Source organism: Streptomyces sp. NPDC005281 (genome assembly GCF_040607495.1).
Classification (GTDB): domain Bacteria; phylum Actinomycetota; class Actinomycetes; order Streptomycetales; family Streptomycetaceae; genus Streptomyces.
This window is the reverse complement of record NZ_JBEXGX010000032.1, coordinates 50,534-74,230: the sequence shown is the minus strand read 5'-3', so window position 1 is coordinate 74,230 and position 23,697 is coordinate 50,534. Positions and strand designations below refer to the sequence as shown.

Sequence of the window (23,697 nt, the reverse complement as noted above, 5' to 3'; positions counted from 1 at the left end):
GACCTGACTTCAGACTGTGGATTCCGCCCTGGCACACTGGCGGCCACCAGGCCTGACAGGGCCGTCGTACCAGGCAAGGAACCGCGTTGAGGTCTGCACTGTCGGTGGCGTGTGCCGTCGCTCTGCTCACAGGCTGCGCCGCGGGGGAGCAGTCGTCACTCGACGCCGCCTCCGCCCGGAAGCCGGCCCTGTCGCATGCGACCGCGCCCAGGTGTGAGGCGGACGGCTATGTCTGGCAGTCCGTCGCGCGCCGGCCTGTTCTGGTGGGACTCTCCGACGCGGTGGAGATCGAGATCCCGGCGCATGGGTCGGCGCGGCCTCCCGAGCCGAAGCAAGTCCGCTCGATGCCCGTCCGCATCTCCCGCGCGGCCGTCGCGGCAGGGGTCCGTCCGGCAGACGCCTTGGCATCGCTGGAAGACAAGACTGCGACGTCCGTGGAACCGTTGGGTACTCGTCTGGAGATCGCGGACCCGGCCGAACACATGACATCGAAGATGCTCAACGACTCGGACGTCGTTGTCCGAGGCCGGTTCGTCGAGGCAGTGGGAGTCTGGCTGGTGACGGCGAAATTCACGGCGACGTGCGCGGGCGGCACAGTGCGGGGAACCGTCACGACCTGGGACATCGGTCGGAGCTACGAAAGCCTCCGGTGCGGGCTCAAGAAAGGCGTGCCGGAACTCGGCCAGGAGGTATTGCGCAGGGCCTGCACCACGCGGACATCATCGTGAGGGAGTTCGCGGTCGGAGCGGCGTAGGACAACCGTGACCGACAGCGGCCGTGAAGAGTCTCCTCACTGACCGAGAGTGATGACCAGCCCTCCGACCAGGACCGACAAGAAGATCTGGTAGCCGAGGAGGACGCAGGCCAGGGCCAGCACGCCCTTCTGCCACATACGTGGTCCGCTGTAGGGGAGGAGCGTTGCCCCGTCCGGTGGCTGGAGCGCCGCTTCGGACGGATCCGCGGACGTCTCCGCGTGGGTGCGCCACCAGTGACGTAGCGTCTGGGTCTTCGCTTCGAACTCCGAGTCCCAGAGCAAGCGTCCGACACGCGGTACCGGCAACGGAGTTCGGCCACCGCTCGCTTCAATGACGACAAGCCTCCGCCCGCCGCGGTGGGGCTCGACGACGATCCCCTGAATCTCGTCCCAGAGAACGGTCCGAGACCGCAGCCCTCGTATGACGAGGTGGTCGGCAGTGAGGGTGAGGCCCCTGCCGAAGGTCAGGAAGCCCGCGCCCGACAACAGTGCGATCGCGACGAGTCCGCCGAGCGCGCGGCCGAGGACCGTCGGGTGATCGGCGTCGAGACCCCCGGCGAACCCCGCCATCACCGCATCAATCGCAAGCCAGCAGAACAGCAGGACCGTGGGAGCCGACCGGCTCGGCGCGGGTCGCATGTCCAGTCGCTCGGGGAGCGGGCCGTAGGTCTGCCCCCAGGCGCCGAAATCGCCTGCTGTGTCCTCGACTTGGGCCGTGCCGCCGTTGGCGAGCCACCAGCCTCGGATGGTCGCGACCTTTTCGTCGAACCGGCGGTCGCGCGAGAGGAAAGCGGTGTTGGGTATGCGCAGCGGGGTGCGGCGTCCATCCGTCTCGTAGAAGACCACCCGCCGGCCGCCGAAGAACGGTTCGACCGCGACGTCCGCCATGTTCGTCCACGGAATGGTCCGGCGGCGCAGGTTGTGGACGACGGCCGCGTCAGGGGTCAGGGTCACCCCGACGTGGCGGCTCAGCACCCACAGTTCGAGCAGGATGAAGAACGGCAGCACCAGGGCCAGGGGCCGTGACTCGAACGGCAGGCCGGGCAGCCCGGGCCGCTGGTGTTCCCAGAGCAAGGGGTTCGACAACTGCATCAGCACGACGGCGCCGAGGCTCAGGCTCAGTGGCAGGGCCTGCTGCCACGTGGCCCTATAGCGGACTCGGCCGGTCATTCCCGACGGTTCCGCTCCACCAACGCGGGCTTCCTGGTTCACAGCTGTTCCATCCCTGCCGCACGATCAACGTGGGGCATCATCCCTGGCCAGAGACTGGTTGCGCAATGGCTTGAAGCAGCCCCGGCATGACGGGACTGCTGACGGCGGAGTCAGTTGCCATCTGCCGGTGGCGGCAGTTGCCTTGTGCCGGTGGTGGGAGTTGCCTTCTGTCGGTGGGGGCAGGGCGAACCATGGGCGCGCAGCCGGCTATCGGCCGGATCTCGATCACGCTGTCCGGATCGCGTCGGTCTCGGATAAACCCGACGCGGAGCAAGATCGCTGCATCGAGGTAACCCGACCGGCTCGACGGGCAAGTCGGGCGCATCGGCCGATACGGTCCCCATGGATCTGGATGAATTCCCCGCGTTTCACCCACCCGTTGCCGCTCTCGGTGATCGGCGCTCATACGCCGATCGACGCCGTCGCAAAAGGAGACATCGCTCGATGACCGTTGAAACCAGCCCGGAAGCAGGGCTGGAGCCGCGTCGGCAGTCCAGCCTGGGCACCGCGGCCGCCCGCAACCTCGCCACCACGACCAAGTCCGCCCCGCAGATGCAGGAGATCACCGAACGGTGGCTGCTGCGGATGCTCCCCTGGGTGGAGACCAAGGGCGGCACCTACCGGGTGAACCGCCGACTGAGCTACAACGTGGGCGACGGACACATCGAGTTCGTCCAGAACGGTGCCGGCGTCCGTGTGATTCCCCGTCAACTCGGTGAACTGGCCATGTTGCGGGGCTTCGAAGACGTCGAGGTGCTGAAGGCGATCGCCGACCGTTGCGTCCAACGCGACTTCCAGGCCGGTGAGGTACTGGTAAGCCGTGGCACCCCCGCCGAGCAGATCCACCTGATCGCCCATGGCCGGGTCAGTCAGACGTCCCTCGGCAAGTACGGGGACGAGGTGACGGTCGCCGTACTCGCCCACGGCGGTCACTTCGGAGAGAACGCCCTTGTCGACACCGACGCGAAGTGGGACTGCACCGCCACCGCCCGGACGGCGGGCACCCTGCTGACGCTGTCCCGCTCCGACTTCGCCGCCGTGTCGTCCTCGGCCCCGGGCCTGCGCACCCACCTGGAGAACTTCGACTGCCTCGCCCTCCGGCGGCAGAACCACCACGGCGAGGCCGAGATCGCCATGTCGGCCGGCCACACCGGCGAAGCCGAGCTGCCGAGTACCTTCGTCGACTACGAACTCCACCCGAGGGAGTACGAACTCTCCATCGCGCAGACGATCCTGCGCGTCCACTCGAGGGTCGCCGATCTCTACAACGGTCCGATGAACCAGACGGAGGAACAACTCAGACTCACCGTCGAGGCGTTGCGGGAACGCCAGGAGCACGAGCTCATCAACAACCGCGAGTTCGGCCTGCTCCACAACGCCGCGTTCAAACAGCGGATCCAGAGCCATTCCGGCCCGCCCACACCGGACGACCTCGACAATCTGCTCTGTCGGCGCCGCGGCACCAAGTTCTTCCTCGCCCACCCCAGGACGATCGCCGCGATCGGCCGCGGGTTCAGCGCCTGCGGGCTCTATCCGGAGACCGTCGATCTCGACGGTCAGCAGGTCCTGGGCTGGCGCGGGGTCCCGATCCTGCCCTGCGACAAGATCCCCGTCACCAGCGAGAACACCAGCTCGATCCTCGCCCTGAGGACGGGGGAGGACAACCAGGGCGTCATCGGCCTGCGCCAGACCGGCCTGGTCGAGGAGTACGAGCCCGGGCTGTCCGTGCGCTTCATGGGCATCAACGAGCAGGCGATCCTGTCGTACCTGGTCACCACGTACTACTCGGCCGCCGTCCTTCTGCCCGACGCCCTGGGCGTACTGGAGAACGTGCAGATCGCCCGCAGCCGCCATTGACCGGCTCGCGCTCAGCTGCCCCGATCCGGACAACTGGCTCGCATCGGGCACCTGTCCCGGCCAAGGGACCTGTCCCGGCCCGGACACCCGCCTGAGACCGGGCGCTTGTCCCGGCCCGGACCCCCACCTCGGCCCGGACCCTTGTCCCGGCCTGGCCCCCCGCCTCGGCCCGGACCCCTGTCCCGGCCCGGACCCCTGCCTCGGTCCGGTTCAACTGCCGCTGTCCCGGCCTGGCGAGGACCTCGTCCATTCCATCAAGGAGCCAAGGATGCCCGAGCCCGGGCCCACCACTGTGCAATCGCGGCTGGCGGACGCCGTGGCCCTCGTCAGGGCCCGAACCCGCCTCACCCACTCCGAAACCAACTCCGAAAGCCTTGGCGACACCGCCGACGGCCTCGTCCCACCGAACGTGGAGGAACGACATGCCGTGGTGAGTCCGGCCGCCGCGGCCCCTGACCTGGAACGGCTTCTGCGGGGTCCCAGCGGGCTGGGCACTGCCGGCCTGTATCTGACGCGGAAAGAACCACCGACGCCTGGGGAACTCGGGACGCCGGAGGAGGGCACGCCGGTCCCCGGTCTCTACCACCACCCGTTGGCGCAGCCGGACCCGGTACGGGTGGAGGAGGTCAGCCGCAGGATCAAGAGATGGGCGGTCGACGAGGTTCAGGCCTACCCCCCGGAGTGGGAGGACCAGTTCGACGGCTTCTCCGTCGGCCGCTACATGGTCGCCTGCCATCCCGACGCTCCCACGGTCGACCACCTGATGATCGCCACACGGCTGATGGTCGCGGAGAACGTCCTCGACGACTGCTACTGCGAGGACCACGGCGGCTCACCTGTCGGGCTCGGCAGCCGCCTCCTGCTGGCACACACCGCTCTCGACCCCGTGCTCACGACGCGTGAGTACGAGCAGCCGTGGGCGGAGTCCCTCCAGTCGGACGCGCCGCGGCGCGCCTACCGCTCCGCCATGGCGTACTTCGTCCAGCAGGCCACTCCCTCGCAGGCCGACCGGTACCGCCATGACATGGCGCGACTGCATCTCGGCTACCTGGCGGAGGCCGCGTGGGCCGAGGCGGACCATGTGCCCGAGGTCTGGGAGTACCTGGCGATGCGCCAGTTCAACAACTTCCGCCCCTGTCCGACGATCACCGACACCGTCGGCGGATATGAACTGCCCGCGGACATGCATGCCCAGCCCGACATGCAGCGGGTCATCGCGCTGGCCTCGAACGCGACCACCATCGTGAACGACCTCTACTCGTACACCAAGGAACTCGACAGCCCCGGCACGCATCTGAACCTGCCCGTGGTGATCGCCGAACGTGAGGACGTTCCGGCCCGGGACGCCTATCTGAAGGCGGTCGGGATCCACAACGACCTCATGCACGCCTTCGAATCCGAAGCCGACGCGTTGGCGGCCGCCTGCCCTGTCCCAAGTGTGCTGCGCTTCCTGCGAGGCGTGGCGGCTTGGGTCGACGGAAACCACTACTGGCATCAGACGAACACCTACCGATACAGCCTGCCCGACTTTTGGTAAGGAACGGATCTCACATGACCAGCACGGAACTCAGTACCAGCACCGCCGCTTTCATCCCCGGCCCCGCCTCGCCCTATCAAGAGGACATCGCCCGCTACTGGGACGGCGAGGCCAGGCCCGTCAACCTGCGTCTCGGCGACGTGGACGGCCTTTACCACCATCACTACGGCATCGGCGAGATCGACCACGCCGCCCTCGGGGACACCGGAGACGGGGGGTACGAGAGCAGGCTGATCTCCGAGCTCCACCGCCTGGAGTCGGCGCAGGCCGAAGTACTCCTTGACCACCTCGGCCCCATCGGGCGGGACGACACCCTCCTTGACGCCGGCTGCGGCCGCGGCGGTTCGATGGTGATGGCCCACCAACGGTTCGGGTGCGACGTCGAGGGCGTCACCCTGTCGGCCAAGCAGGCGGAGTTCGCCAACCGCCGCGCCCTGGAGCTGGGCGTCGAGGACCACGTCCGTGCTCGCGTGTGCAACATGCTCGACACCCCCCTCGAAAAGGGACAGGCCGCCGCCTCGTGGAACAACGAGTCGAGCATGTACGTCGAACTGGAAGACCTGTTCGCCGAGCACTCCCGCGTCCTGTCGGTCGGTGGGCGTTACGTGACCATCACCGGCTGCTGGAACCCGCGTTACGGCCAGCCGTCGAAGTGGGTCTCCCAGATCAATGCGCATTTCGAGTGCAACATCCACTCCCGCCGGGAGTACTTCCGTGCCATGGCGAACAACAGGCTCGTACCGCAGGCCGTCATCGACCTGACGCCCGAGACCCTCCCCTACTGGGAGCTGCGTGCCACGTCCTCGCTGGTCACCGGTATCGAGACCGCGTTCATCAACTCCTACAAGGATGGCTCCTTCCAGTACCTCCTGATCGCGGCCGACCGCGTCTGACCAACGGCACGACCGGTCCAGGCCCGTCACGCGACGTGCCTGGACCGGTCGTTGGGGCTCCAGGAACCACCGGTCGTCGCTCAGGGGTAGTACGGGGTGTACGTGATCGAGGAGACCTTGAGGTAGCGGGCTCCGTCCGCGGTGGCCCAGGTCGAGGAGTTCGGGTTGCCCGGCCAGTCACCGCCGACCGCGGTGTTGACGATGAAGTGCATTCCGACGCCGGGAGCGGTGCTGTACCACTTGGTCCCCTGGAAGGCGCCGTCCACCCAGAAGTCGATGTGGTCGGGCCACCAGCTGAACGAGTAGACGTGGAAGCTGTTGGTCCAGCCCCCCGCGTTGTTCGCGGCCCACTGGGTCTGCGCGTTGCTGGTGTCGTGGAAGGTCTGGTAGACGGTGCCGGGGCTGGACCCGACGATCTCGGCGGCGTCGATCTCGGGGAGCCAGGGGTTCAGATACGCCGCCCACACCGCGGGGAGCAGCCCCTGACCGCTGGGCATGTTCGCGGTGAAACTGTAGGTGCCGTAGCCGTAGAGCGCCTTCGACTCCACGCGGCCGGAGTAGTAGACCTGGCCGCCCGCGTTGTAGGTCTTGATCATCAATGTGTCGCCGTCGTACCAGACACAGTCCGGCGTGTACGTCTCCAACTCGTTGTTGGCGGTCCACCTGCCGCTGATGACATTCCAGGAGTTGATGGTCTGCGGTGTGCCCCAGGAGCCGGCGTGCGCGGGTTGCTGAGCCGCGAGCAGCATCACGCACGCGGCGAGTGCGGTGCCTACGAACCACCTGGCCCGTACGAAGATTGTCGTCATCGGAGCTCCGTTGCTCGATGGGTGGGACGACGCGTGGGAGCGATCCCATGCGTTCATCCGGAACGTAGGAGCTTGTTCAAGACCTGACAATAGGCGCGGCACGGATTGCAGCCTGTGTTCCGGACGTGAACGAACGGACCTGCCGTCCGGGCCGCAGGACCCCATCGGTGGTCAGGGGGCAACGCGCCACGCTCGGCCGCCGCCCGTACCGCCGACTTCAGGTGGCCCTCGTCCTCGAGGAACCCGGGAGGGCCCGTGGCCGATTGTGGCTGGGCGGTACGTCCCCATGGGTCCCCGAAACGCGTCAGATCATGATCCAAGTCACCTTGGAGCCCTATTTATGACGGCCGCCCTGTGGGGTAGAACAGACGTCGGGTGCTGCCCGGTCAACGGCGGCCCCGCTACATCTACCAAGCCGGGGTCCACCTCGGCGATATCGAAGGACAACAGCATGGCCAGCGGCACCGTGAAGTGGTTCAACTCCGAGAAGGGCTTCGGTTTCATCGAGCAGGACGGTGGCGGGCCCGACGTCTTCGCCCACTACTCGAACATCTCCGGCAACGGCTACCGCGAGCTGGTCGAGGGCGACAAGGTCTCCTTCGATGTCACCCAGGGCCAGAAGGGCCCCCAGGCGGAGAACATCGTCCGCGGCTGACCCGGACCGGATCGGAGAGCGGGGCCCGGCGATCGCCGGGCCCCGCTTCTCTTCGATTCGTGGATCAGCCGCGCGGCACGACCAGTGACTGCACGTCCGGCAGACCGCGCCAGTCGTTCGACGCGACCGTGGCATGGGCCTTGGCCAGCAGCGCGACCCGTGCCGAGGCGTCGGACGGCGACGGGCTGACGTCGTCGAGAGCGGGCGAGACGTTCTGAGAGTCCGTCATGAACAGCAGATAGTGGTTGGTGTCGTACCAACTCGTGTCGATGCCGTTGTTGATGTAGGCGGAGGCGTCACCGTCGAACGCCACGAACCAGGGCCGAAGCGTCGTGTCGGAGTAGCGGGTGCGCGGGTCGCCCGACGCCGCGTTGTGCACCGAGGGGAAGATGTTCGCCCGCGCGGTGGTGCCCGCGGTGTGCAGGTTGCGCAGGTACGTCGCGTACTCCTTGTCCGTCCACAGGGTGTCGGTCGGGTTGTTCTCCTCGACCGTGCCGGGAATGATCTCCAGCAGGACCTTGCCCGCCAACTGCGCCCGGGTCGGCCAGTTGCCGGCCCTGGCCGCGTCGTCCAGGGTGGCGTACTGGCCACCTCCGGGCTTGTTCAGCAGGTCGTTCGGCTTGTAGACGAGGCTGCCCAGGTGCGCGCTGATCGACTGGTCCAGCTTGGCCGGGCTCATCCCGAGGTTGGCCTGGAAGCCGGCCTTCATCTCCAGCTTGATGATCAGCGGTCCGTGGCCGGGGTGGGCGCCGAGCCACACCCGGACGTCGTCAAGGCAGCTCTCGAGATTCTTGTTGGCGCCGCCGGTGTACAGGTCGGCGGCCGAGGAGGCGTTGACGCAGTTGTTGCCGTTGCTGGTCAGACTGCTGTGGCTGACCTTCCATTCCTGGGTGAAGAAGTCGTCCCAGACGTCCAGTTCGATCATCGAGGTACCGCTGTCCAGGCCCTGCGCGAGGTAGGTGAACGCGCTGGGGTCGTACGTGTTGTGGATTCCGGACGTGGTGGTGCCGGACACTTGCAGCGAGTTCGTGTCGGCGGCGGAGGCGGTGGCGCCTCCGGCTCCGGCGGCGCCGAACGCCAGGAACAGACTCAGTGTGCCGAGCAGCGAGGTACGCAGTGCCGCGAGTGGGCGGCGGGAAGATCTACGTCGGGTCATCGGGCCGGTCACGGTTCCTCCATCGTGGGGTGGTTCTCCGTCTGGACGGTGACGGCTGTGCATTAATCGACGGAGACATGACACGTAACGCGATCGAGAATCCTGCTGTCAGCTACGATTCCGGCCGATCTTTCCCGACGCCGGACGCCCCTGCCCGTACGGGCGGACAAGGAGTCCAAGGCACGTGGAACGCTGGGGGCGCCGTCGGGAGGCTGACCTCACCTATTCGGCCGGGGCGTTGACGGTCTGCCCCGGTGATCTCGCCCTGCCCGGAGGCCGGTTGAGCGTCCCGTTCAGGAAGCGCTCGGCGTGGTTCCTTATGCCGTCCCGCCCCCATTTCGTCAACTAGCGGCGACCTCCGACAACATGCGGCTGAGCCCGGAACGTACGGCTGTCCGGAGCTCCCGCAACCCCCGCCCCCGAGGGCGGTCTTGGCGCGATCACGTCCTCACAACTGCCACATCGGCACCAGCCTCGGCCGCCAAGGGTCGGGACGTGCCTCGGGCCATACTCGGGACGGTCGTGGGACGGGTCCGGGACGGTGTGGGACGGGCCGGGAGTGAGGGGCTGCACGGGACGCTGGGACCGTCTCGGACCGGCGCGCAGGCGCCAGTTCGGCCTCCAGGGCCGTCCTTTCCGGGGTCGCCGGGCGACTCCGGGACGTCCCGAGGGTGCGAATCGAGGGTGCCCTGGCGCTGTTACGTTTTCCGGCGTCGGACAGCAACTTGCCGTCCACACGCATCCGTTCACCGTCCGATCGCCCACGACTCGCATCGGACCGCATTTCGGGGGACCAACCATCATGAAGTTCAAGCGCACGCTCGCCACGCTCGCCACGCTCGGCGCGGCCACCGCGATCACCGCGGGCCTGTTCACCCTCAGCCCGGCCGCCGCGCAGGCCGCGATGCCCAGCTGCACGGACTACACGATCTACTACAGCGGCGACTTCTACGCGAAGTACCCGGTCGGCGCCGACGGCAGCAACTTCTGCGGCCTCCGCTCCGGCGCAAGCGGGCAGCAGGTGTACTACCTCCAGGAGACCCTGAACTACTGCTACGGCCAGGACCTCGGCACGATCGACGGCAAGTTCGGCCCGAAGACCGCCGCCGCCCTCGCCCGCGTCCAGAGGAGCCTCGGCGTCGACGCCGACGGTGTCTACGGCCCGCAGACCCGCGACAAGATCAAGTGGCACTGGATGACCCTGGAAGCCGGCAGCCACTGCACCACCTTGTACGACGCCCACGCCCACTGACGGTCTTTCCCGCCGGGGAAACGCGGGCCTGCCGCCGCCACGGCGCCGGCACCCGCCACGGGGCAGGCCAAGCTGACGCATGGCCTGCCCGCCCGACTGTTCCATGAACGAAAGTGATCCAAATGTCCCGCAATTCGGACTTCCTGGGCCGTGTGACATGTGGAACCGCTGCCGCTGTGGTCGCCCTGAGCCTGGCCATCGGTCCGGCTTCGGCGGGTCGCGTGGCTATGCGGACGGGATGTTCAGTGGCTGCCTGACCGTGGACACTCGCGCGAGGTCCGGGGTCGATGTGTCAGGACTCCTGCTCATTCCCGAGTGCCGGTGCTGGTGTTGGTGCCGCTGGTCAGGCGGGTGCGGAACGTGGTGCCGTCCGGGGTGTCGATGACGGTGATCGTGCCGCCGTGCAGGGCGGCGATGTCCAGGGCGATGGGCAGGCCGAGGCCGGTGCCTCCGTCGTCGCGGCTGCGGGCGTCGTCGAGGCGGGCGAACCGTTCGAAGATCTTCTCCTGGTCGGCGGCGGCGATCGCGGGGCCGTCGTTGGTGACGTCCAGGACGGCGTCGGCGGTCTCCGGGTCCGCCGACAGCCGCACCGTGACGGCGTGCCGTGCGTGGCGCTGGGCGTTGTCGAGGAGGTTGGTCAGCAGCCGGCCGATCCACAGGGCGTTGCCGGGAACGGTGAGGTTGTCGGGCGCGTGGAGCGTGACCGGGTGGGGGTCGGTGGAGCGGACCGCCACGGTGGCACGGACCAGTTCGGTGAGGTCGACGGGTTCGTCGGGCCGGCTCTGTCCGGTGGCGTCGAGGCGGGCGAGCAGCAGCAGGTCGGTGGACAGTGCCTGGAGGCGCTCGGTGTCCTGGAGGGCGCCCGCCACCAGGGTGTCGCGCACCTCCGGATCAGGGTGGGTGAGCGCTACCTCCAGCTGGGTGCGCAGCACGGCGAGCGGGCTGCGCAGTTCGTGCGAGGCGTCGGCGATGAACTGGCGCTGCCGCGTACCCGCGGCCTCCAGCCGTTCGAGCATGGCGTTCATGGTGTCCGCGAGGCGGGCGATCTCGTCGTCGCCGCGGGGGGCGGGAACCCGGCGGTCCAGGCCGCGGTCCCCGATCGCGGCGACCTCGGCGCGGATGGCCTCGACCGGCCTCAGCGCACGGCCGGTGGTACGCCAGGTCAGGGCGCCGACGGTGAACACCAGCAGGGCGCTCAGGGCGGCGAGGGCCGCGGTGGTGACGTCCTCGGCGGCGTCGGCGGTGCGCAGTGAGGCCCCGACATGGACGGTGACCGGGCCGTCGGGGGTGGTGGTGGTGACCGTGGTGACGCGTTGGTGGTGTTCCTCGCCGAGGGCGTCGAGGTTGTACGTCCGGTGACCGTTGTGGGTGCCGGTCGGGGTGAGGGCGGGGCGGCCGGTGAGGTTCGGGCTCTGCGCGACGACCTTTCCGTGGGCGTCGACGACCTGGACGAAGTCGGTTCCGGGGCCGAGCGTCAGCGGTCGGGTCAGGCGGCCGGAGGCGGCGAGGCGGGCGACGTCGCGTGCCTGCGAGTGGGCCCCCGTCTCCACGGTGCGTTCCAGGTTGCCGCGCAGCAGCAGCAGGACGACGGCCGACGCGGCGAGCAGGACGACGGCGACACTCACGCACGCGGCGAGGGTGGTGCGGGTACGGACCGAGCGCGGCGCCAGCCGACGGATCAGCGTGGCCGCCCGGGGATGCCCGGTCAGTCGGCGCAGCGTGGCCCGGGCCCGGCGACCGGCCGCGGGGAGGATGTTGGGGCGTCTCGGTCCACCGCTGGTGGCATCGTGCTCAGCCACCGTCGGCCGCCAGCCGGTATCCGGCGCCTCGGACGGTCTGTACGGCGGCCCGTCCGAAGGGGGTGTCGATCTTGCGTCGCAGGGCGCTGACGTGGACCTCGACGGTGTTGGGGTCGCTGTCCGTGCCGCTGTCCCAGACCTCGTCCAGGATCTCGCGCTTGGAGACGGCCTCCCCGGCCCGCCTGGCGAGGTGGTCGAGGACGGCGAACTCGCGCGGGGTGAGCGGGATGGACACGCCCCCGCGGGCGCAGGTGCGGGCGGCGGAGTCGACCACCAGGTCGCCCAGCACGGTGCGTCTCGGGGCCCGGCTGCCGATCCGGCGGGCCAGTGCGCGCAGGCGGGCGACGAGGACCACGAAGGAGAACGGCTTGGACAGGTAGTCGTCGGCGCCGGTGTCCAGCGCCTCGGCCTCGTCCCACTCGCCGTCCTTGGCGGTGAGCATGAGGATTCCGACATTGCTGCCGGTGGCCCGCAGCCGCTGGCAGACCCGGTAGCCGTTGAGGCCGGGCAGCATGATGTCGAGCAGGACCACGTCGTAGGCGCGCTCGGTGGCCTTGGCGAGCCCGGACACGCCGTCGTGGGCGACGTCCACACTGAAGCCCTCGGCGGTCAGTCCGTGCTGAAGCGCCAGGGCCAGCCGACGCTCGTCTTCCACCACCAGTACACGCATGCCCCCAGGGTGGCAGGTCGCCGGGCGGGGACGGCACCAAGCTGAAGGCGTCTTCAGGTCTTCAGGAAGTCTTCAGCACCCTCCAGCGATGCTGTGCGCGGATGTCCGGGCACAGAGCCCGGACCTTTGCGGGAGATCGGGGTGGGAACTGTGAGCGAATCCGTGGACGCGGGGGAACCGCAGGAGCGTACGGACGAGGACGGTCCGGGTACGACGGAGACGAAGCCGGCCGGCCGGCGTCGGCTGAGTGGCCGCAGGGCGCGCTGGGCCGTGGCCGGCGCGGCGGCCGTGGTGGTGATCGGCGGCGGCGTGGCCGCGGCGGCGATCCACCACCACGAGGAGGACCGCGGCGAGCACAAGATGGCCTTCGCCGGCGGCGGGCACGAGTGGCAGGACGGGCCGCGGGCGAAGTCCGAGGGCCGCGACGGGGCCGCCGGTGTGAAGGAGCGTGACGGCCGGAGCCGGAACGGCGAGCGCGGTTCGCTCGGCGAGGACGGCGGCAGCTCGTCGGCCGGCGAGGCTCCGGCCCCGCTGCCCTCGCTCTCGGCGGCGGACGCGGTGTCCAAGGCCACCTCCGCGGTCAAGGACGGCAAGGTCGAGTCGTTGGCACCGGTCACGGAGCAGGGCGGCGGCCGAGCCTGGCGGATCGTGGTCGTCGGCCCCGACGGCGTACGGCACGTGGTGACCATCGATGGCACCGGAGGCACGCTGACCGGTAACACCGTCCTGGGCGGCTGAACCGGACCACCCGAGCGGCGCGGCCCAGGCCGCGCCGCGCGGTGAGGCCGGGCGGCGAGCGGAACGGCGGTGACGGCGAGCGGGACAGGGTCGACGGCGAGCGGAATGTGCCGGTCGGCACCGGTTCATGTCCCGCCGTCCGAATCGCCTCAGCGACCTTGGTGCCCCTCGTGCGCCGACAGGAGTTCGTGCAGCAACTGCTCGTCCTGCGCGGAGAGTTCGGAGACGAAACGGCTCAGCACCGCCTCGCGGTCGGAGCCTTCGTCCAGCAGCGATCTCATGCGCCGCGCCGTGTGCGAGGCCTCGTCGCGGACCGGTGCGTAGGCGTATCCGCGGCCCTCGCGGTGCCGTACGAGCATGCCCTTGTCGTACAGCCTGGACAGGATCGTCAGGACGGTCGTGTAGGCCAGGCCGGCCGGCAGCCGCTGAAGCACCTGACGGGCGGTCAAGGGGAGGTCGGCCGACCAGAGAGCGGCGAGAACAGAGCCCTCGAGTTCGCCGCGGGCGCGCCTGCCCGTGTTACCGGAGGCCTCCTCGCTCCTGGGGTCGTTCACCGTTCGCCCTTTCGTTGCCGTGCCTTCGGGTAAGGCTACCCCGGTGACCTACTACTGGATGTAGGAGGTATGCTCCCGTCCCAATCACGGTCTACTACATCTTGTAGTTGCTTGGTCTCCCATCTACACAGAGGAAAGCCCATGGCCAACGGCGAGCGAGCGCACCTGACACCAGCCGGCGTGGTTGTGTCTCCCGGGCGGGTGCCGGTGGCACACCCGGACCGCGTCGCGATCGTCTCGGCGAGTGTCGGCGCCGGCCACGACGGCGCCGCCGCCGAACTCCAGCGCCGCCTGACGGCGGAGGGGATCGCCGTCGACCGGTACGACCTGCTGGACCTCCTGCCCGCTCGTCTCGGCCGAACCGCCAGGGACGCCTACCACCTGATGCTGGCCCGCGCGCCCTGGCTGTATCAGCGGATCTACTCCAGCACCGAACGCGTCGGCGGCGGTGGCCGCGGCGCACGCGCCCTGCTGAGGTCCGCCGAGAACCGCGTCCTGAAGGCCCTGCACCCGCAGACCGGCGCCGTCGTGTCGACCTACCCGGGGGCCAGCCGTGTCCTGGGGAACCTCCGGCTCGACGGGCGCCTGCGCATCCCCGTCCTCACCTATCTGACCGACTTCTCGGTGCACCCCCTGTGGGTCGCGGACGGTGTGGACATCCATCTCGCCGCCCACGCCGTACCCGCCGCTCAGGCACGGGCGGCCGGAGCCAAGGACGTCCGCGTCCGCGGTCCCGTGGCGGACCCCCGGTTCCGTCCCTGCGACACACGGCAGCGCATCCTCGCGCGGATGGCGTTCGGGCTGCCTGCCACGGCTCCGCTCGCCCTGCTGGTGGCCGGATCGTGGGGAGTCGGTCCCGTCCGTCAGGTCGCCCGGGAACTGCGCGACTGCGGCGCCGTCGTCCCGGTCGTCGTGTGCGGCCGCAACAAGACACTGGCCGCGCAGTTGCGCGCCGACGGAATCGAGCATGTGCACGGCTGGGTCGAGGACATGCCCGCCCTGATGCACGCGGCGGACGTCCTCGTCCAGAACGCGGGCGGGCTCACCACGCTCGAGTCGTTCTCCGCGGGGCTGCCTGTCGTCAGTTACGGCTGCATACCGGGCCACGGTCTGACCAACGCCGACGCCCTGGACGAGGCGGGTGCGGCGGTCTGGGTACGCGACCGGGCCCAACTCAAGGACGTCCTGAACAACTTGGTCAACGGGCCGCTCGGGCTGCGCCAACGCGCCGCCGGGCTCGCGCTGTTCGCGGATTCCCCCGATGCCGGCCCGGCTGCGGAGATAGCCCGGGTTCTTCGCTCGGGGCAGCCGCCCGTGGCGCCGCCGCCCGCCGCCCGGCGCCGCCTCCGGGCCAGGAGACTGGCCGCCACGACCGCGGTCGCCTGCGCCGTATGGGCATGCGCCGTCGCCACCGGGGTCGCCACCAGCTATCAAGGCCCCACGCTGATGCACGCGTTGAGCCAGCACCTCGACCTGGACCTCGTCTCCAGCCACGCCGGTCACGGTCCGGAAGGACATCACTCATGACACGACCGCTCACGACGGCCTCCCTGCTCACAGCCGCCGCGACAGCCGTGCCCGCCGTGCTGGCCGCCGCCCACTGCGCACCCGTCATCTCCACGTTCGGGCCGTTGCGCAACCGCGTCATGCCCCGCCTCGCCGGCAAGGGCCGCCCGGATCACGTAGCCCTCACCTTCGACGACGGTCCCGACCCCAAGTCCACGCCCTCGTTCCTGCGCCTCCTCGCCGCCAGGCGCGTGCGGGCCACCTTCTTCCTCCTCGGCAGCGAGGCGCACCGCTCGCCCGGCCTGGTCCGTGAGATCGCCGCGGCAGGCCACGAGATAGGCGTGCACGGCTGGGCGCACCGCCCGTTGCTGCTGCGCGGCCCGAGGGCCACCCACACCGACTTCGCGCGCGCCCGCGACACCGTCGCCGAGATCACGGGCAGACGGCCCACACTCTTCCGGCCCCCGTACGGTGTCATGTCGGGACCGGCCCACCTGGCGGCCCGGCGCCTCGGACTCACCCCGGTCCTCTGGACCTGCTGGGGCGAGGACTGGACCGCCAGGGCCACCCCGGAGTCGGTCCACCGCACCGTCGTCACCGACCTGTACGGCGGAGGCACCGTGCTGCTCCACGACTCGGACTGCACCTCGGCGCCGGGTGCCTGGCGCTCCGCCCTCGGAGCCCTTCCGCGCATCCTCGACACCTGCGAGGAGCGGGGCTACGAGGTCGGTCCGCTCCGTGACCACGGGATCCCGCAGGCGCCCGCCCGGTGGCCGCTGACGCTCTAGGGGGCCGGATCCTCCGGGCTGTCCGGGCTGTCCTGCTCCTCCTGGCCGACGGGCAGGAGGAGCATGAAGGTGGTCGGGTTGCTGTGTGTCACGGAGAGCCGCCCTCCGAAAGAGGCGGTCAGGTCACGGGCGAGGGCCAGGCCGATGCCCGTTCCCGTGCCGGCGCCGGAGTGTCCACGGTCGAACACCCGCGCCGGATCCCCGTCGATGCTTCCCTCATCGGCCACGTCGACGGCGAGCGCGCTTCCCAGATCGCGGGCGCGCAGCCGGACGGTGCCGCGCCCGTGAACTCTGGCGTTGTCGAGCAGAATGCCGAGCACCTCGGACACGGGCCCGCCCGGGATCCGGACGTCCGCGGGCACATCATCGGCCGCGCTCACCAGACGCCGGCCCTCGCCGGCGAAGAGCCCGTGCCACCGGTCGGCCGTCTCCCGAATCAGCTGCTGCGCCGGCACGTACGTCGCGGCCGAGTGGGCCCAGCCTTCCGTGCGGGACAGGCGCAGAAGTTCCTCCACCGTTCGGTGCAGGCGCTCGGTCGTGGCCAGCGCCTCGGCCACGACCGGCCGCAGACGGGTTTCGTCCTCCTGGCCGAGTCCTCCCTCCAGAGCCAGTTGCAGTCCCGCGAGCGGGGTGCGCAGCTGATGGGAGGCGTTGCTCGTGAAATCGCGTTCGTGGCGCAGGAGTTCGGACAAACTGTGGAGCATCTCATTGTGCGTGCGGGCGACCTGGTCGATCTCGGCGATGCTGCTGGAGTCCGCCCGTCGGGACAGGTCGCCCTCGGCGACGGCCCGGCAGTGCCGTGAGAGGTCCTCCAGCGGTGCGGCCAGCGCCCGTGCCTGGCGACGGGCGACCAGGACCGCGACGAGGACCGCCAGAACGGCGACGCCCAGCAGCACACCCCATGCCGCGAGAACCCGGCGCTGCACGGCGCCGGCCGGCGAAGAGGCCCGGATGACGCCGATCACCCGCTCGGCGTGCGAAACGGGCACGGTGACGACGACCTGTCCGCCCGTCCCACGCCGGACCAGCCCTCCGCCCAGGGCGCGACGGACCGGAGCGTCACCGGTCGCCGGGCCGCTGCCCGCCCGAAGCCGGGCCTGCGGGTCGTACAGGCCAAGGCTCCCGCCGGACGGGGGAGGGGGCAGCTCGACGGGGTCACCGGTGCCGTAGTCGGGGCTCACGTGCACCGCACCCGCCAGGGCCGCCCGCTCCAGCGTGTCCCGCTGCGCCGTGTACAGAGACGTTCGGATGACCAGTGCCAGCGGGGTGGCGAGAAGGACCACCGCGACGAGAGCGGCGGTAAGGGCTACGCGCACCACTCGCTGTCTCATGCCTTCATGATGCGGGCGTGCCGGCCGGCTCCATGCGACGCGGCGCCGCTTTTGCCTCCGTCTAACCCTCGCCGGGCGCAACGTTAACCCGCCTTTTCCTAGCGTCGCTCTCATGACCAGCCGGCACGGGCACCTCCTGAGAGGGGCAACAACCATGGGACGACTTGCACGGGCGTTCACTGCCGTCGGGGTGACGGTCGCGGTCGCGGCGATCGCCGGCTGTTCCGGCTCCGGCGCGCAGGGTTCGGCACCGACGGGATCCGCGGCGGGCCGCGGCGGCGGGGCGCAGGCGGCGGCGCCCGCGCCCACCGAGTCCAATCCGCCCGGTGACATCCCCGACAACCAGGTCTACGTCCCCTACCGGCCGACCGGCGGAGCCTTCACCGGTTTCACCGTGAAGGTGCCCGAAGGCTGGGCCCGCACCGTTCAGGGGGACACCACGGTGTTCACGGACAAACTGAACTCCATCACCATCACGCCGGTACCGGCCACCGTCGTTCCGACGACCGGCTCGGTCACCACCACCGTCGTTCCGAAGCTTCGCGCGCGGACATCGAAGTTCGCCGCCCCGAAGGTGTCCGAGGTGAACCGGCACGCGGGACGCGTGGTGCTGCTGACCTATCAGGGCGACTCGGCCAAGGACCCGGTCACCGGCAAAGTGGTGCGCGACGGTTTCGAGCGCTACGCCTACTACCGGTCCGGTCATGGAGTGGACCTCACCCTGTCCGGCCCGGTGAACGCCGACAACGTCGACCCGTGGCGCATCGTCAGCGACTCCGTCACATGGCGGTGAGAACCGTGGCCGAGACCCCACGCGACCCTGCCCGCGTACGACCTGTCGACGACGGCGTTCTCAGCGCACGCGAGCTGTACCGCTTCTACCGGACCGACGAGGAGGAGACGCTCGCACTGCGCGGAGTGTCGCTGACGGTGCGGCGCGGTGAGACAGTCGCCGTCGTAGGCCCCTCGGGAGCGGGCAAGTCCACCCTGCTGGCCTGTCTCGCGGGGCTCGACGAACCCTCCGGCGGCGAAGTCCGCGTCGACGGCATGCGCATCAGCCACCGGCCCGAGGCGGAACGGGCCCGGCTGCGATCCCGTCACATCGGCGTCCTGCTCCAGACCCGCAACCTGCTGCCGCACCTGAGCGTGCGTGACAACATCCGGCTTCCGCAGCGGGCCCGTGGCCGCAGGCCCGCCGTCACGGCCGACGCACTCCTGGCACAGGCGGGAATCACCGAGCGGTCCCACGCCCTGCCCCGCCAGCTGTCCGGCGGAGAACTCGCGCGGGCCGGGCTCGCCGTCGCCCTGGCGAACTCTCCCGCCGTCCTCCTGGCGGACGAACCCACGGGCGAACTCGACGGCGACACCGAGCGACTCGTCCTCGCCATGCTGCGGCAACGCGCGGCCGAGGGCTGCGCGGTGCTGATCGTGACGCACAGCGCGGAGGCCGTCAGGATCGCCGACCGGGTCATCGCGCTGGACGACGGAAAGGCCACCGACCGGCCGACGCCTCCACCCGGTGCCGTCCTGGAGGGAACACATGATGCCGCCCGATGACGCACTCGTGACCTGTGCCGGCACGGCCCTCACCTTCGGCCGGGACGCGCGGGCGGTGGTGGCGGTGCACGGAGCGAACCTGACGATCCGTCCCGGCGATCGGCTCGCGATCGTCGGCTCGTCCGGCTCGGGCAAGACCTCTCTGCTGCACCTGATCGCCGGACTCGAACGGCCCACCACCGGAACCGTCACCCGGGCCGCGGGCCTGGAGCCGAGCGAGATCGGGCTCGTCTTCCAGAACGACAGCCTCATTCCCGCGCTGAACGTGCTCGAGAACGCCGCGCTCCCGATGATCCTCGCCGACCGTCCCGAGACAGAGGCGCAGCAGGCCGCTCTCACGGCACTCGCCCAGGTAGGCGTCCAGAACCTGGCCGACCGGCTGCCCGAGGAGATCTCCGGAGGCCAGGCCCAACGCGTGGCCGTCGCCCGGGTGCTGTCCCAGGCCCCCCGCCTGATCCTCGCCGACGAGCCCACCGGCCGCCTCGACCACGCCAGCGGGGCCCGCGTCCTGGACGCACTGCTGGCGGCCGCGGACCTGACGCGGGCCGCACTCGTCGTCACGACCCACGACCCGTCGGTCGCGGCCCGCCTCGCACAGCGCCGCACCATGCGCGGCGGCCGACTGCTCGCGCCCGAGGAGACGCCATGATCACCGCATGGGTGGCGGGCCTGGCCCGTCACCGCACCGGACGGCTCCTGGCCGCCCTCACTGGCGTCGCGCTGGCCGTCGCCCTGGTCGCCGCCCTCGGCTCCTTCCTCACCGCCTCGCAGGCGACCATGACCCAGCGCGCCCTGCGTTCGGTCGCCGTCGACTGGCAGGTCCAGGTACAGCCCGGTGCCGACCCGAACGCGGTCCTGTCCCTGGTCCGCAAGACCCCCGGCACCCAGACCGCACTCCCGGTCGGCTACGCGCACACCACCGGCTTCAGCGCCCACGCGCAGGGCAGCACCCAGACCACAGGACCCGGAATCGCACTCGGCCTGCCCGACGGCTACCGGAACCGGTTCGCCGACGAGATCCGTACCCTCGCCGGCTCCCCGAACGGCGTCCTGCTCGCCCAGCAGACCGCGTCCAACCTCCACGCGGCCCCGGGAGACACCATCGACATCGGTCTCCCCGGCGTCGGAAGGCGCCAGGTCACCGTGGACGGAGTCGTCGACCTGCCCCAGGCCGACTCCCTCTTCCAGACCGTCGGTGCGCCCAGCCAGTCCCAGCCCACCGCGCCGCCGGACAACGTCGTGCTCCTGCCCGCCGCACAGTTCGCGGCACTCACCCACGGCGCCACCGCGACGACGACGCAGATCCACGTCGCCCGCGACCACACCCACCTGCCCGCGGACCCCGCTGCCGCCTTCACCGACGTCACCGGTGCCGCCCGCAACCTGGAGGCCCACGCCGCGGGCACCGCTCTCGTCGGCGACAACGTCGGCGCCGCCCTCGACTCCGCCCGCCAGGACGCCCTGTACGCGCAGGTCCTCTTCCTCTTCCTCGGCGTACCCGGCGCCGTCCTCGCCGCCGCGCTGACCGTCGCGGTCGCCTCCGCGGGCGGTGAACGCCGCCGCCACGAGCAGGGACTGCTGCGCCTGCGCGGACTGCGCCCCGGGCAGATCACCGCGCTGTCGGCCCTGGAAGCCGCCCTGATCGGCCTGCTCGGCGGCCTCCTCGGGTTGGGGGCAGCCGCCCTGACCGGGCGCCTCGCCTTCGGCGCCGCGTCCTTCGGTGCCGGGGCCGCCACCTGGCCGGCCTGGTACGGCATCGCCTTCGTCCTCGGGGCCGCGGTGGCCTCCGGAGCCGTGCTCATACCCGCGCTGCGTGATCTGCGCACCGTGACCGTCACCGACACCCGTAAGGAAAACGGTCCCCAACGCACCCGCAACCCCTGGTGGATGCGCTACGGCCTGGACTTCGTCCTGCTGATCGGCTCGTGGCTCGTCTTCCGCGCCTCCTCAGGCAACCAGTACGCCCTGGTCCTCGCGCCCGAAGGCGTCCCCACCATCTCCGTGTCGTACTGGGCCTTCCTCGGCCCGGTACTGCTGTGGATCGGCGCCGCCCTGCTCGTCTGGCGCCTCACCCTGCTGGCCCTCACCCACGGCCGCCCCGCACTGGCACGACTCGCCCGCCCGCTGACCGGGAACCTGGCCGGCACGACCGCGGCCACCTTCTCGCGCAGAAGCCGCACGCTCGCCCGGTCGGTGGTGCTGCTGGCCCTCGCCGTCTCCTTCGCCGTGTCCACCGCGGTGTTCAACGCCACCTACCAACAGCAGGCCGAAGTCGACGCCCGGCTGACCAACGGCGCCGACGTCACCGTCACCGAACCCGCGGGCACCCACGTCCCACCCGGTCGGGCATCCACCCTGCGGGTCAGCGGCGTACGACACGTCGAGCCGCTCCAGCACCGCTTCGCCTACGTCGGCTCCGACCTCCAGGACCTCTACGGCGTCCGCCCGGACACCATCACCCGGGCCACCTCGCTACAGAACGCCTACTTCGCCGGCGGCACCGCACAACAGCTCATGCGCAGCCTCGCCCAGCGTCCGGACAATCTGCTGGTCAGCGAGGAGACCGTGCACGACTTCCAGCTCCGGCCGGGCGACACGGTCAACCTCCGCATCCAGGACGCCCGCACCAAGGCCCTGCGCACGGTCCCCTTCCACTACGCCGGAGTGGTCAAGGAATTCCCCACCGCCCCCAAGGACAGCTTCTTCGTCGCCAACGCCTCGTACATCACCAGGACCACCGGCAGCGACGCGGTGGGCGCCTTCCTCATCGACACCGGCGGCAGCCGACAGCACCAGATCGCCGCTCACCTGCACCGACAGCTCGGCAGCAGCGCCACCGTCACCGACCTGACCCAGACACGCGGCACGGTCGGCACCAGCCTGACCTCCGTCGACCTGGCCGGCCTCACCCGCATCGAACTCGCCTTCGCCGTACTGCTGGCCGCCGGTGCCGGCGGACTCGTCCTGGCCCTCGGACTCGCGGAGCGGCGTCGTACCTTCGCCATCGCCACGGTCCTCGGCGCGACGGGACGACAACTGCGCGGCATGGTCATCAGCGAGGCGCTGCTGCTGGCCGCGACCGGCTTGGCCACAGGCGCGCTCATCGGATGGGCCCTGTCACAGATGCTCGTCAAGGTCCTCACCGGTGTCTTCGACCCCCCGCCGGCCACACTGGCCGTCCCCGCCACCTACCTCGCCCTCACCGGGTTCGCCGCCGTCGCCGCCGTACTGGCCGCGGCCCTCAACGGCATCCGCAGCTCCCGGCGCCCCGCCGTGGAGGAACTGCGCGACATGTGAACCACACCCGACAAGCCACAACGATCGAAGAGCTCGCAAAGGGACCTACGCTGTCGCCCATGGGCACGTCCACGACGCCGGACCGAAACCACCTGCGCGTACTCGTCGTCGAGGACGACGAGACCATCGGCCACCACCTCGGCTCCGGCCTGCGCGGCAACGGCTACGCCGCGGTCTGGATCCGCACCGGCGTCGCGGCCCTGACCGAAGCGGGCACCGCCTCCTACGACGCCGTCCTCCTCGATCTCGGTCTGCCCGACATCGACGGGCTCGACGTCGCGCGAGACCTGCGCACCCGCTTCCCGGACCTGCTGATCGTCATCCTCACCGCACGCACCGACGACATCGACATCATCGCCGGCCTGGAGGCAGGAGCCGACGACTACCTGGTCAAGCCCTTCTCCCTGACCGTGCTGCTCGCCCGGCTGCGCGCCCATCTGCGCCGGCGAACGGTCACGTCCACCGAGCAGACACCGCTACGGCTGCACGACCTCGTCGTCGATACGAAGGCCCGCCGGTGCGTCCTCCACGGCGAGGAGGTCAGCCTGCGCCCCAAGGAGTTCGAGCTGCTGGCCACGCTCGCCCGACACCCGGGAGCAGCCGTCGCACGCGAGACCCTGATGGCCGAGGTGTGGGACGAGAACTGGTTCGGCCCCACGAAGACGCTGGACGTCACGATGGCCGGCCTGCGCCGTCGACTCGCCGAGGCGGCCGACGCGTCCGGACGCCCCTGCCGGCTGCCGCGCATCGTCACACTCAGAGGACACGGCTACAGGCTGGAACTCTGATAGTCCGGGATCCCCCCAGGGCCCGTATAAGTTCCACGATCACCACCGAACCGCTTGAGCAGATCGTTGCCCGGTGGCTCAAGCCCGATGCACCGGAGACCGGAAAATGAAGATCCACCTGTCGAGCGTCTGCGTCGACGACCAGGACAAGGCCCTGCACTTCTACACCCAGGTGCTGGGGTTCGTGAAGAAGCACGAGGTCCCGCTCGGCGAGCACCGCTGGCTGACCGTGGTCTCGCCCGACGACCTCGAGGGCACCGAACTGGTGCTGGAGCCGGACAGCCATCCCGCGGTGCGGCCGTACAAGGAGGCACTGGTCAAGGACGGCATCCCGGTCACCTCCTTCGCCGTCGACGACGTCCACGCGGAGTACGCCCGCCTGCGCGAACTCGGGGTGCGGTTCACGCAGGAGCCGGCCGAGATGGGGCCGGTGACCATCGCGGTGCTGGACGACACCTGCGGCAACCTGATCCAGATCGCCCACAGGAACTGAGCTCTCGGTTCCATGCCGCCCGGTCCTTCCGGCCCGTCGGCGCGAACCCCG

22 protein-coding genes are annotated in these 23,697 nt (G+C 70.2%); 15 read left to right on the top strand and 7 right to left on the bottom strand.

Features of this window, described 5'->3' with window-relative positions; all coding sequences use genetic code 11:
• The first annotated feature begins 86 nt into the window (after window positions 1-86).
• Entirely contained in the window at window positions 87-728 is a 642-nt protein-coding gene (locus ABZV42_RS33930) for a hypothetical protein (protein WP_356055261.1), read from the top strand.
• A gap of 62 nt (window positions 729-790) precedes the next feature.
• On the opposite strand, the gene ABZV42_RS33925 is transcribed toward ABZV42_RS33930, so the two are convergent.
• Window positions 791-1,924: a hypothetical protein gene (locus tag ABZV42_RS33925; RefSeq protein WP_356055259.1), complete on the bottom strand. Its 1,134-nt coding sequence runs from the start codon at window positions 1,922-1,924 to the stop codon at window positions 791-793.
• 486 nt (window positions 1,925-2,410) lie between these two features.
• Between ABZV42_RS33925 and ABZV42_RS33920 the strand changes: the two genes are divergently transcribed.
• The 3 genes from ABZV42_RS33920 (at window position 2,411) to ABZV42_RS33910 (ending at window position 6,253) form a co-directional block, all read left to right on the top strand.
• Window positions 2,411-3,823: a family 2B encapsulin nanocompartment shell protein gene (locus ABZV42_RS33920; protein ID WP_356055257.1), complete on the top strand. Its 1,413-nt coding sequence runs from the start codon at window positions 2,411-2,413 to the stop codon at window positions 3,821-3,823.
• Between the two features lie 268 nt (window positions 3,824-4,091).
• On the top strand, window positions 4,092-5,360 hold the full coding sequence (locus ABZV42_RS33915; RefSeq protein ID WP_356055255.1) for a family 2 encapsulin nanocompartment cargo protein terpene cyclase: 1,269 nt from the start codon (window positions 4,092-4,094) through the stop codon (window positions 5,358-5,360).
• A gap of 14 nt (window positions 5,361-5,374) precedes the next feature.
• Window positions 5,375-6,253: a geranyl diphosphate 2-C-methyltransferase gene (locus tag ABZV42_RS33910; RefSeq protein WP_355984202.1), complete on the top strand. Its 879-nt coding sequence runs from the start codon at window positions 5,375-5,377 to the stop codon at window positions 6,251-6,253.
• A gap of 80 nt (window positions 6,254-6,333) precedes the next feature.
• On the opposite strand, the gene ABZV42_RS33905 is transcribed toward ABZV42_RS33910, so the two are convergent.
• Window positions 6,334-7,062, bottom strand: coding sequence for a glycoside hydrolase family 16 protein (locus tag ABZV42_RS33905; RefSeq protein ID WP_355984201.1), 729 nt, complete (start codon window positions 7,060-7,062; stop codon window positions 6,334-6,336).
• Window positions 7,063-7,513: 451 nt separating this feature from the next.
• Here ABZV42_RS33905 and ABZV42_RS33900 point away from each other — a divergent pair, with 451 nt between their 5' ends.
• Window positions 7,514-7,717 carry a cold-shock protein gene (locus ABZV42_RS33900; protein ID WP_355984200.1) on the top strand — a complete coding sequence of 68 codons (204 nt, stop codon included), beginning with the start codon at window positions 7,514-7,516 and terminating at the stop codon, window positions 7,715-7,717.
• Between the two features lie 64 nt (window positions 7,718-7,781).
• On the opposite strand, the gene ABZV42_RS33895 is transcribed toward ABZV42_RS33900, so the two are convergent.
• Window positions 7,782-8,873 (bottom strand): phosphatidylinositol-specific phospholipase C domain-containing protein, encoded by a 1,092-nt coding sequence (locus ABZV42_RS33895; protein WP_356055253.1) that lies wholly within the window; start codon window positions 8,871-8,873, stop codon window positions 7,782-7,784.
• 802 nt (window positions 8,874-9,675) lie between these two features.
• Here ABZV42_RS33895 and ABZV42_RS33890 point away from each other — a divergent pair.
• Window positions 9,676-10,125: a peptidoglycan-binding domain-containing protein gene (locus tag ABZV42_RS33890; RefSeq protein ID WP_356055251.1), complete on the top strand. Its 450-nt coding sequence runs from the start codon at window positions 9,676-9,678 to the stop codon at window positions 10,123-10,125.
• A gap of 305 nt (window positions 10,126-10,430) precedes the next feature.
• On the opposite strand, the gene ABZV42_RS33885 is transcribed toward ABZV42_RS33890, so the two are convergent.
• The gene (locus ABZV42_RS33885) at window positions 10,431-11,924 is read right to left on the bottom strand and encodes a HAMP domain-containing sensor histidine kinase (protein WP_356055249.1); all 1,494 of its coding nucleotides are present in this window, start codon (window positions 11,922-11,924) and stop codon (window positions 10,431-10,433) included.
• Window positions 11,917-12,594, bottom strand: coding sequence for a response regulator transcription factor (locus ABZV42_RS33880; protein WP_355984196.1), 678 nt, complete (start codon window positions 12,592-12,594; stop codon window positions 11,917-11,919). The genes ABZV42_RS33885 and ABZV42_RS33880 overlap by 8 nt, the downstream gene beginning before the upstream one ends.
• Before the next feature lie 150 nt (window positions 12,595-12,744).
• On the opposite strand from ABZV42_RS33880, the gene ABZV42_RS33875 reads away from it, so the two are divergent.
• Window positions 12,745-13,332: a hypothetical protein gene (locus ABZV42_RS33875; RefSeq protein ID WP_355984195.1), complete on the top strand. Its 588-nt coding sequence runs from the start codon at window positions 12,745-12,747 to the stop codon at window positions 13,330-13,332.
• 149 nt (window positions 13,333-13,481) lie between these two features.
• On the opposite strand, the gene ABZV42_RS33870 is transcribed toward ABZV42_RS33875, so the two are convergent.
• Entirely contained in the window at window positions 13,482-13,886 is a 405-nt protein-coding gene (locus ABZV42_RS33870) for a BlaI/MecI/CopY family transcriptional regulator (RefSeq protein WP_356055247.1), read from the bottom strand.
• 180 nt (window positions 13,887-14,066) lie between these two features.
• Here ABZV42_RS33870 and ABZV42_RS33865 point away from each other — a divergent pair, with 180 nt between their 5' ends.
• Window positions 14,067-15,413 carry a glycosyltransferase gene (locus ABZV42_RS33865; protein WP_356055245.1) on the top strand — a complete coding sequence of 449 codons (1,347 nt, stop codon included), beginning with the start codon at window positions 14,067-14,069 and terminating at the stop codon, window positions 15,411-15,413.
• On the top strand, window positions 15,410-16,180 hold the full coding sequence (locus tag ABZV42_RS33860; protein ID WP_356055243.1) for a polysaccharide deacetylase family protein: 771 nt from the start codon (window positions 15,410-15,412) through the stop codon (window positions 16,178-16,180). Before ABZV42_RS33865 ends, ABZV42_RS33860 begins: the two co-directional genes overlap by 4 nt.
• Here ABZV42_RS33860 and ABZV42_RS33855 read toward each other — a convergent pair.
• Complete coding sequence (locus ABZV42_RS33855; RefSeq protein ID WP_356055241.1) at window positions 16,177-17,511, bottom strand: HAMP domain-containing sensor histidine kinase; 1,335 nt, start codon at window positions 17,509-17,511, stop codon at window positions 16,177-16,179. The two genes, ABZV42_RS33860 and ABZV42_RS33855, sit on opposite strands and share 4 nt — an antisense overlap.
• Window positions 17,512-17,665: 154 nt before the next feature.
• Between ABZV42_RS33855 and ABZV42_RS33850 the strand changes: the two genes are divergently transcribed.
• The 6 genes from ABZV42_RS33850 to ABZV42_RS33825 all read left to right on the top strand — a co-directional run bounded on the left by ABZV42_RS33850 (window position 17,666) and on the right by ABZV42_RS33825 (window position 23,646).
• Complete coding sequence (locus ABZV42_RS33850; RefSeq protein WP_356055239.1) at window positions 17,666-18,304, top strand: hypothetical protein; 639 nt, start codon at window positions 17,666-17,668, stop codon at window positions 18,302-18,304.
• Between the two features lie 5 nt (window positions 18,305-18,309).
• Entirely contained in the window at window positions 18,310-19,068 is a 759-nt protein-coding gene (locus tag ABZV42_RS33845) for an ABC transporter ATP-binding protein (protein ID WP_356055237.1), read from the top strand.
• Window positions 19,055-19,717: an ATP-binding cassette domain-containing protein gene (locus tag ABZV42_RS33840; RefSeq protein ID WP_356055296.1), complete on the top strand. Its 663-nt coding sequence runs from the start codon at window positions 19,055-19,057 to the stop codon at window positions 19,715-19,717. Before ABZV42_RS33845 ends, ABZV42_RS33840 begins: the two co-directional genes overlap by 14 nt.
• Window positions 19,714-22,365 carry an FtsX-like permease family protein gene (locus ABZV42_RS33835; protein ID WP_356055235.1) on the top strand — a complete coding sequence of 884 codons (2,652 nt, stop codon included), beginning with the start codon at window positions 19,714-19,716 and terminating at the stop codon, window positions 22,363-22,365. Before ABZV42_RS33840 ends, ABZV42_RS33835 begins: the two co-directional genes overlap by 4 nt.
• Before the next feature lie 59 nt (window positions 22,366-22,424).
• Window positions 22,425-23,153 carry a response regulator transcription factor gene (locus tag ABZV42_RS33830; RefSeq protein ID WP_355984187.1) on the top strand — a complete coding sequence of 243 codons (729 nt, stop codon included), beginning with the start codon at window positions 22,425-22,427 and terminating at the stop codon, window positions 23,151-23,153.
• Between the two features lie 106 nt (window positions 23,154-23,259).
• On the top strand, window positions 23,260-23,646 hold the full coding sequence (locus ABZV42_RS33825) for a VOC family protein (RefSeq protein WP_355984186.1): 387 nt from the start codon (window positions 23,260-23,262) through the stop codon (window positions 23,644-23,646).
• Window positions 23,647-23,697: the final 51 nt, after the last annotated feature.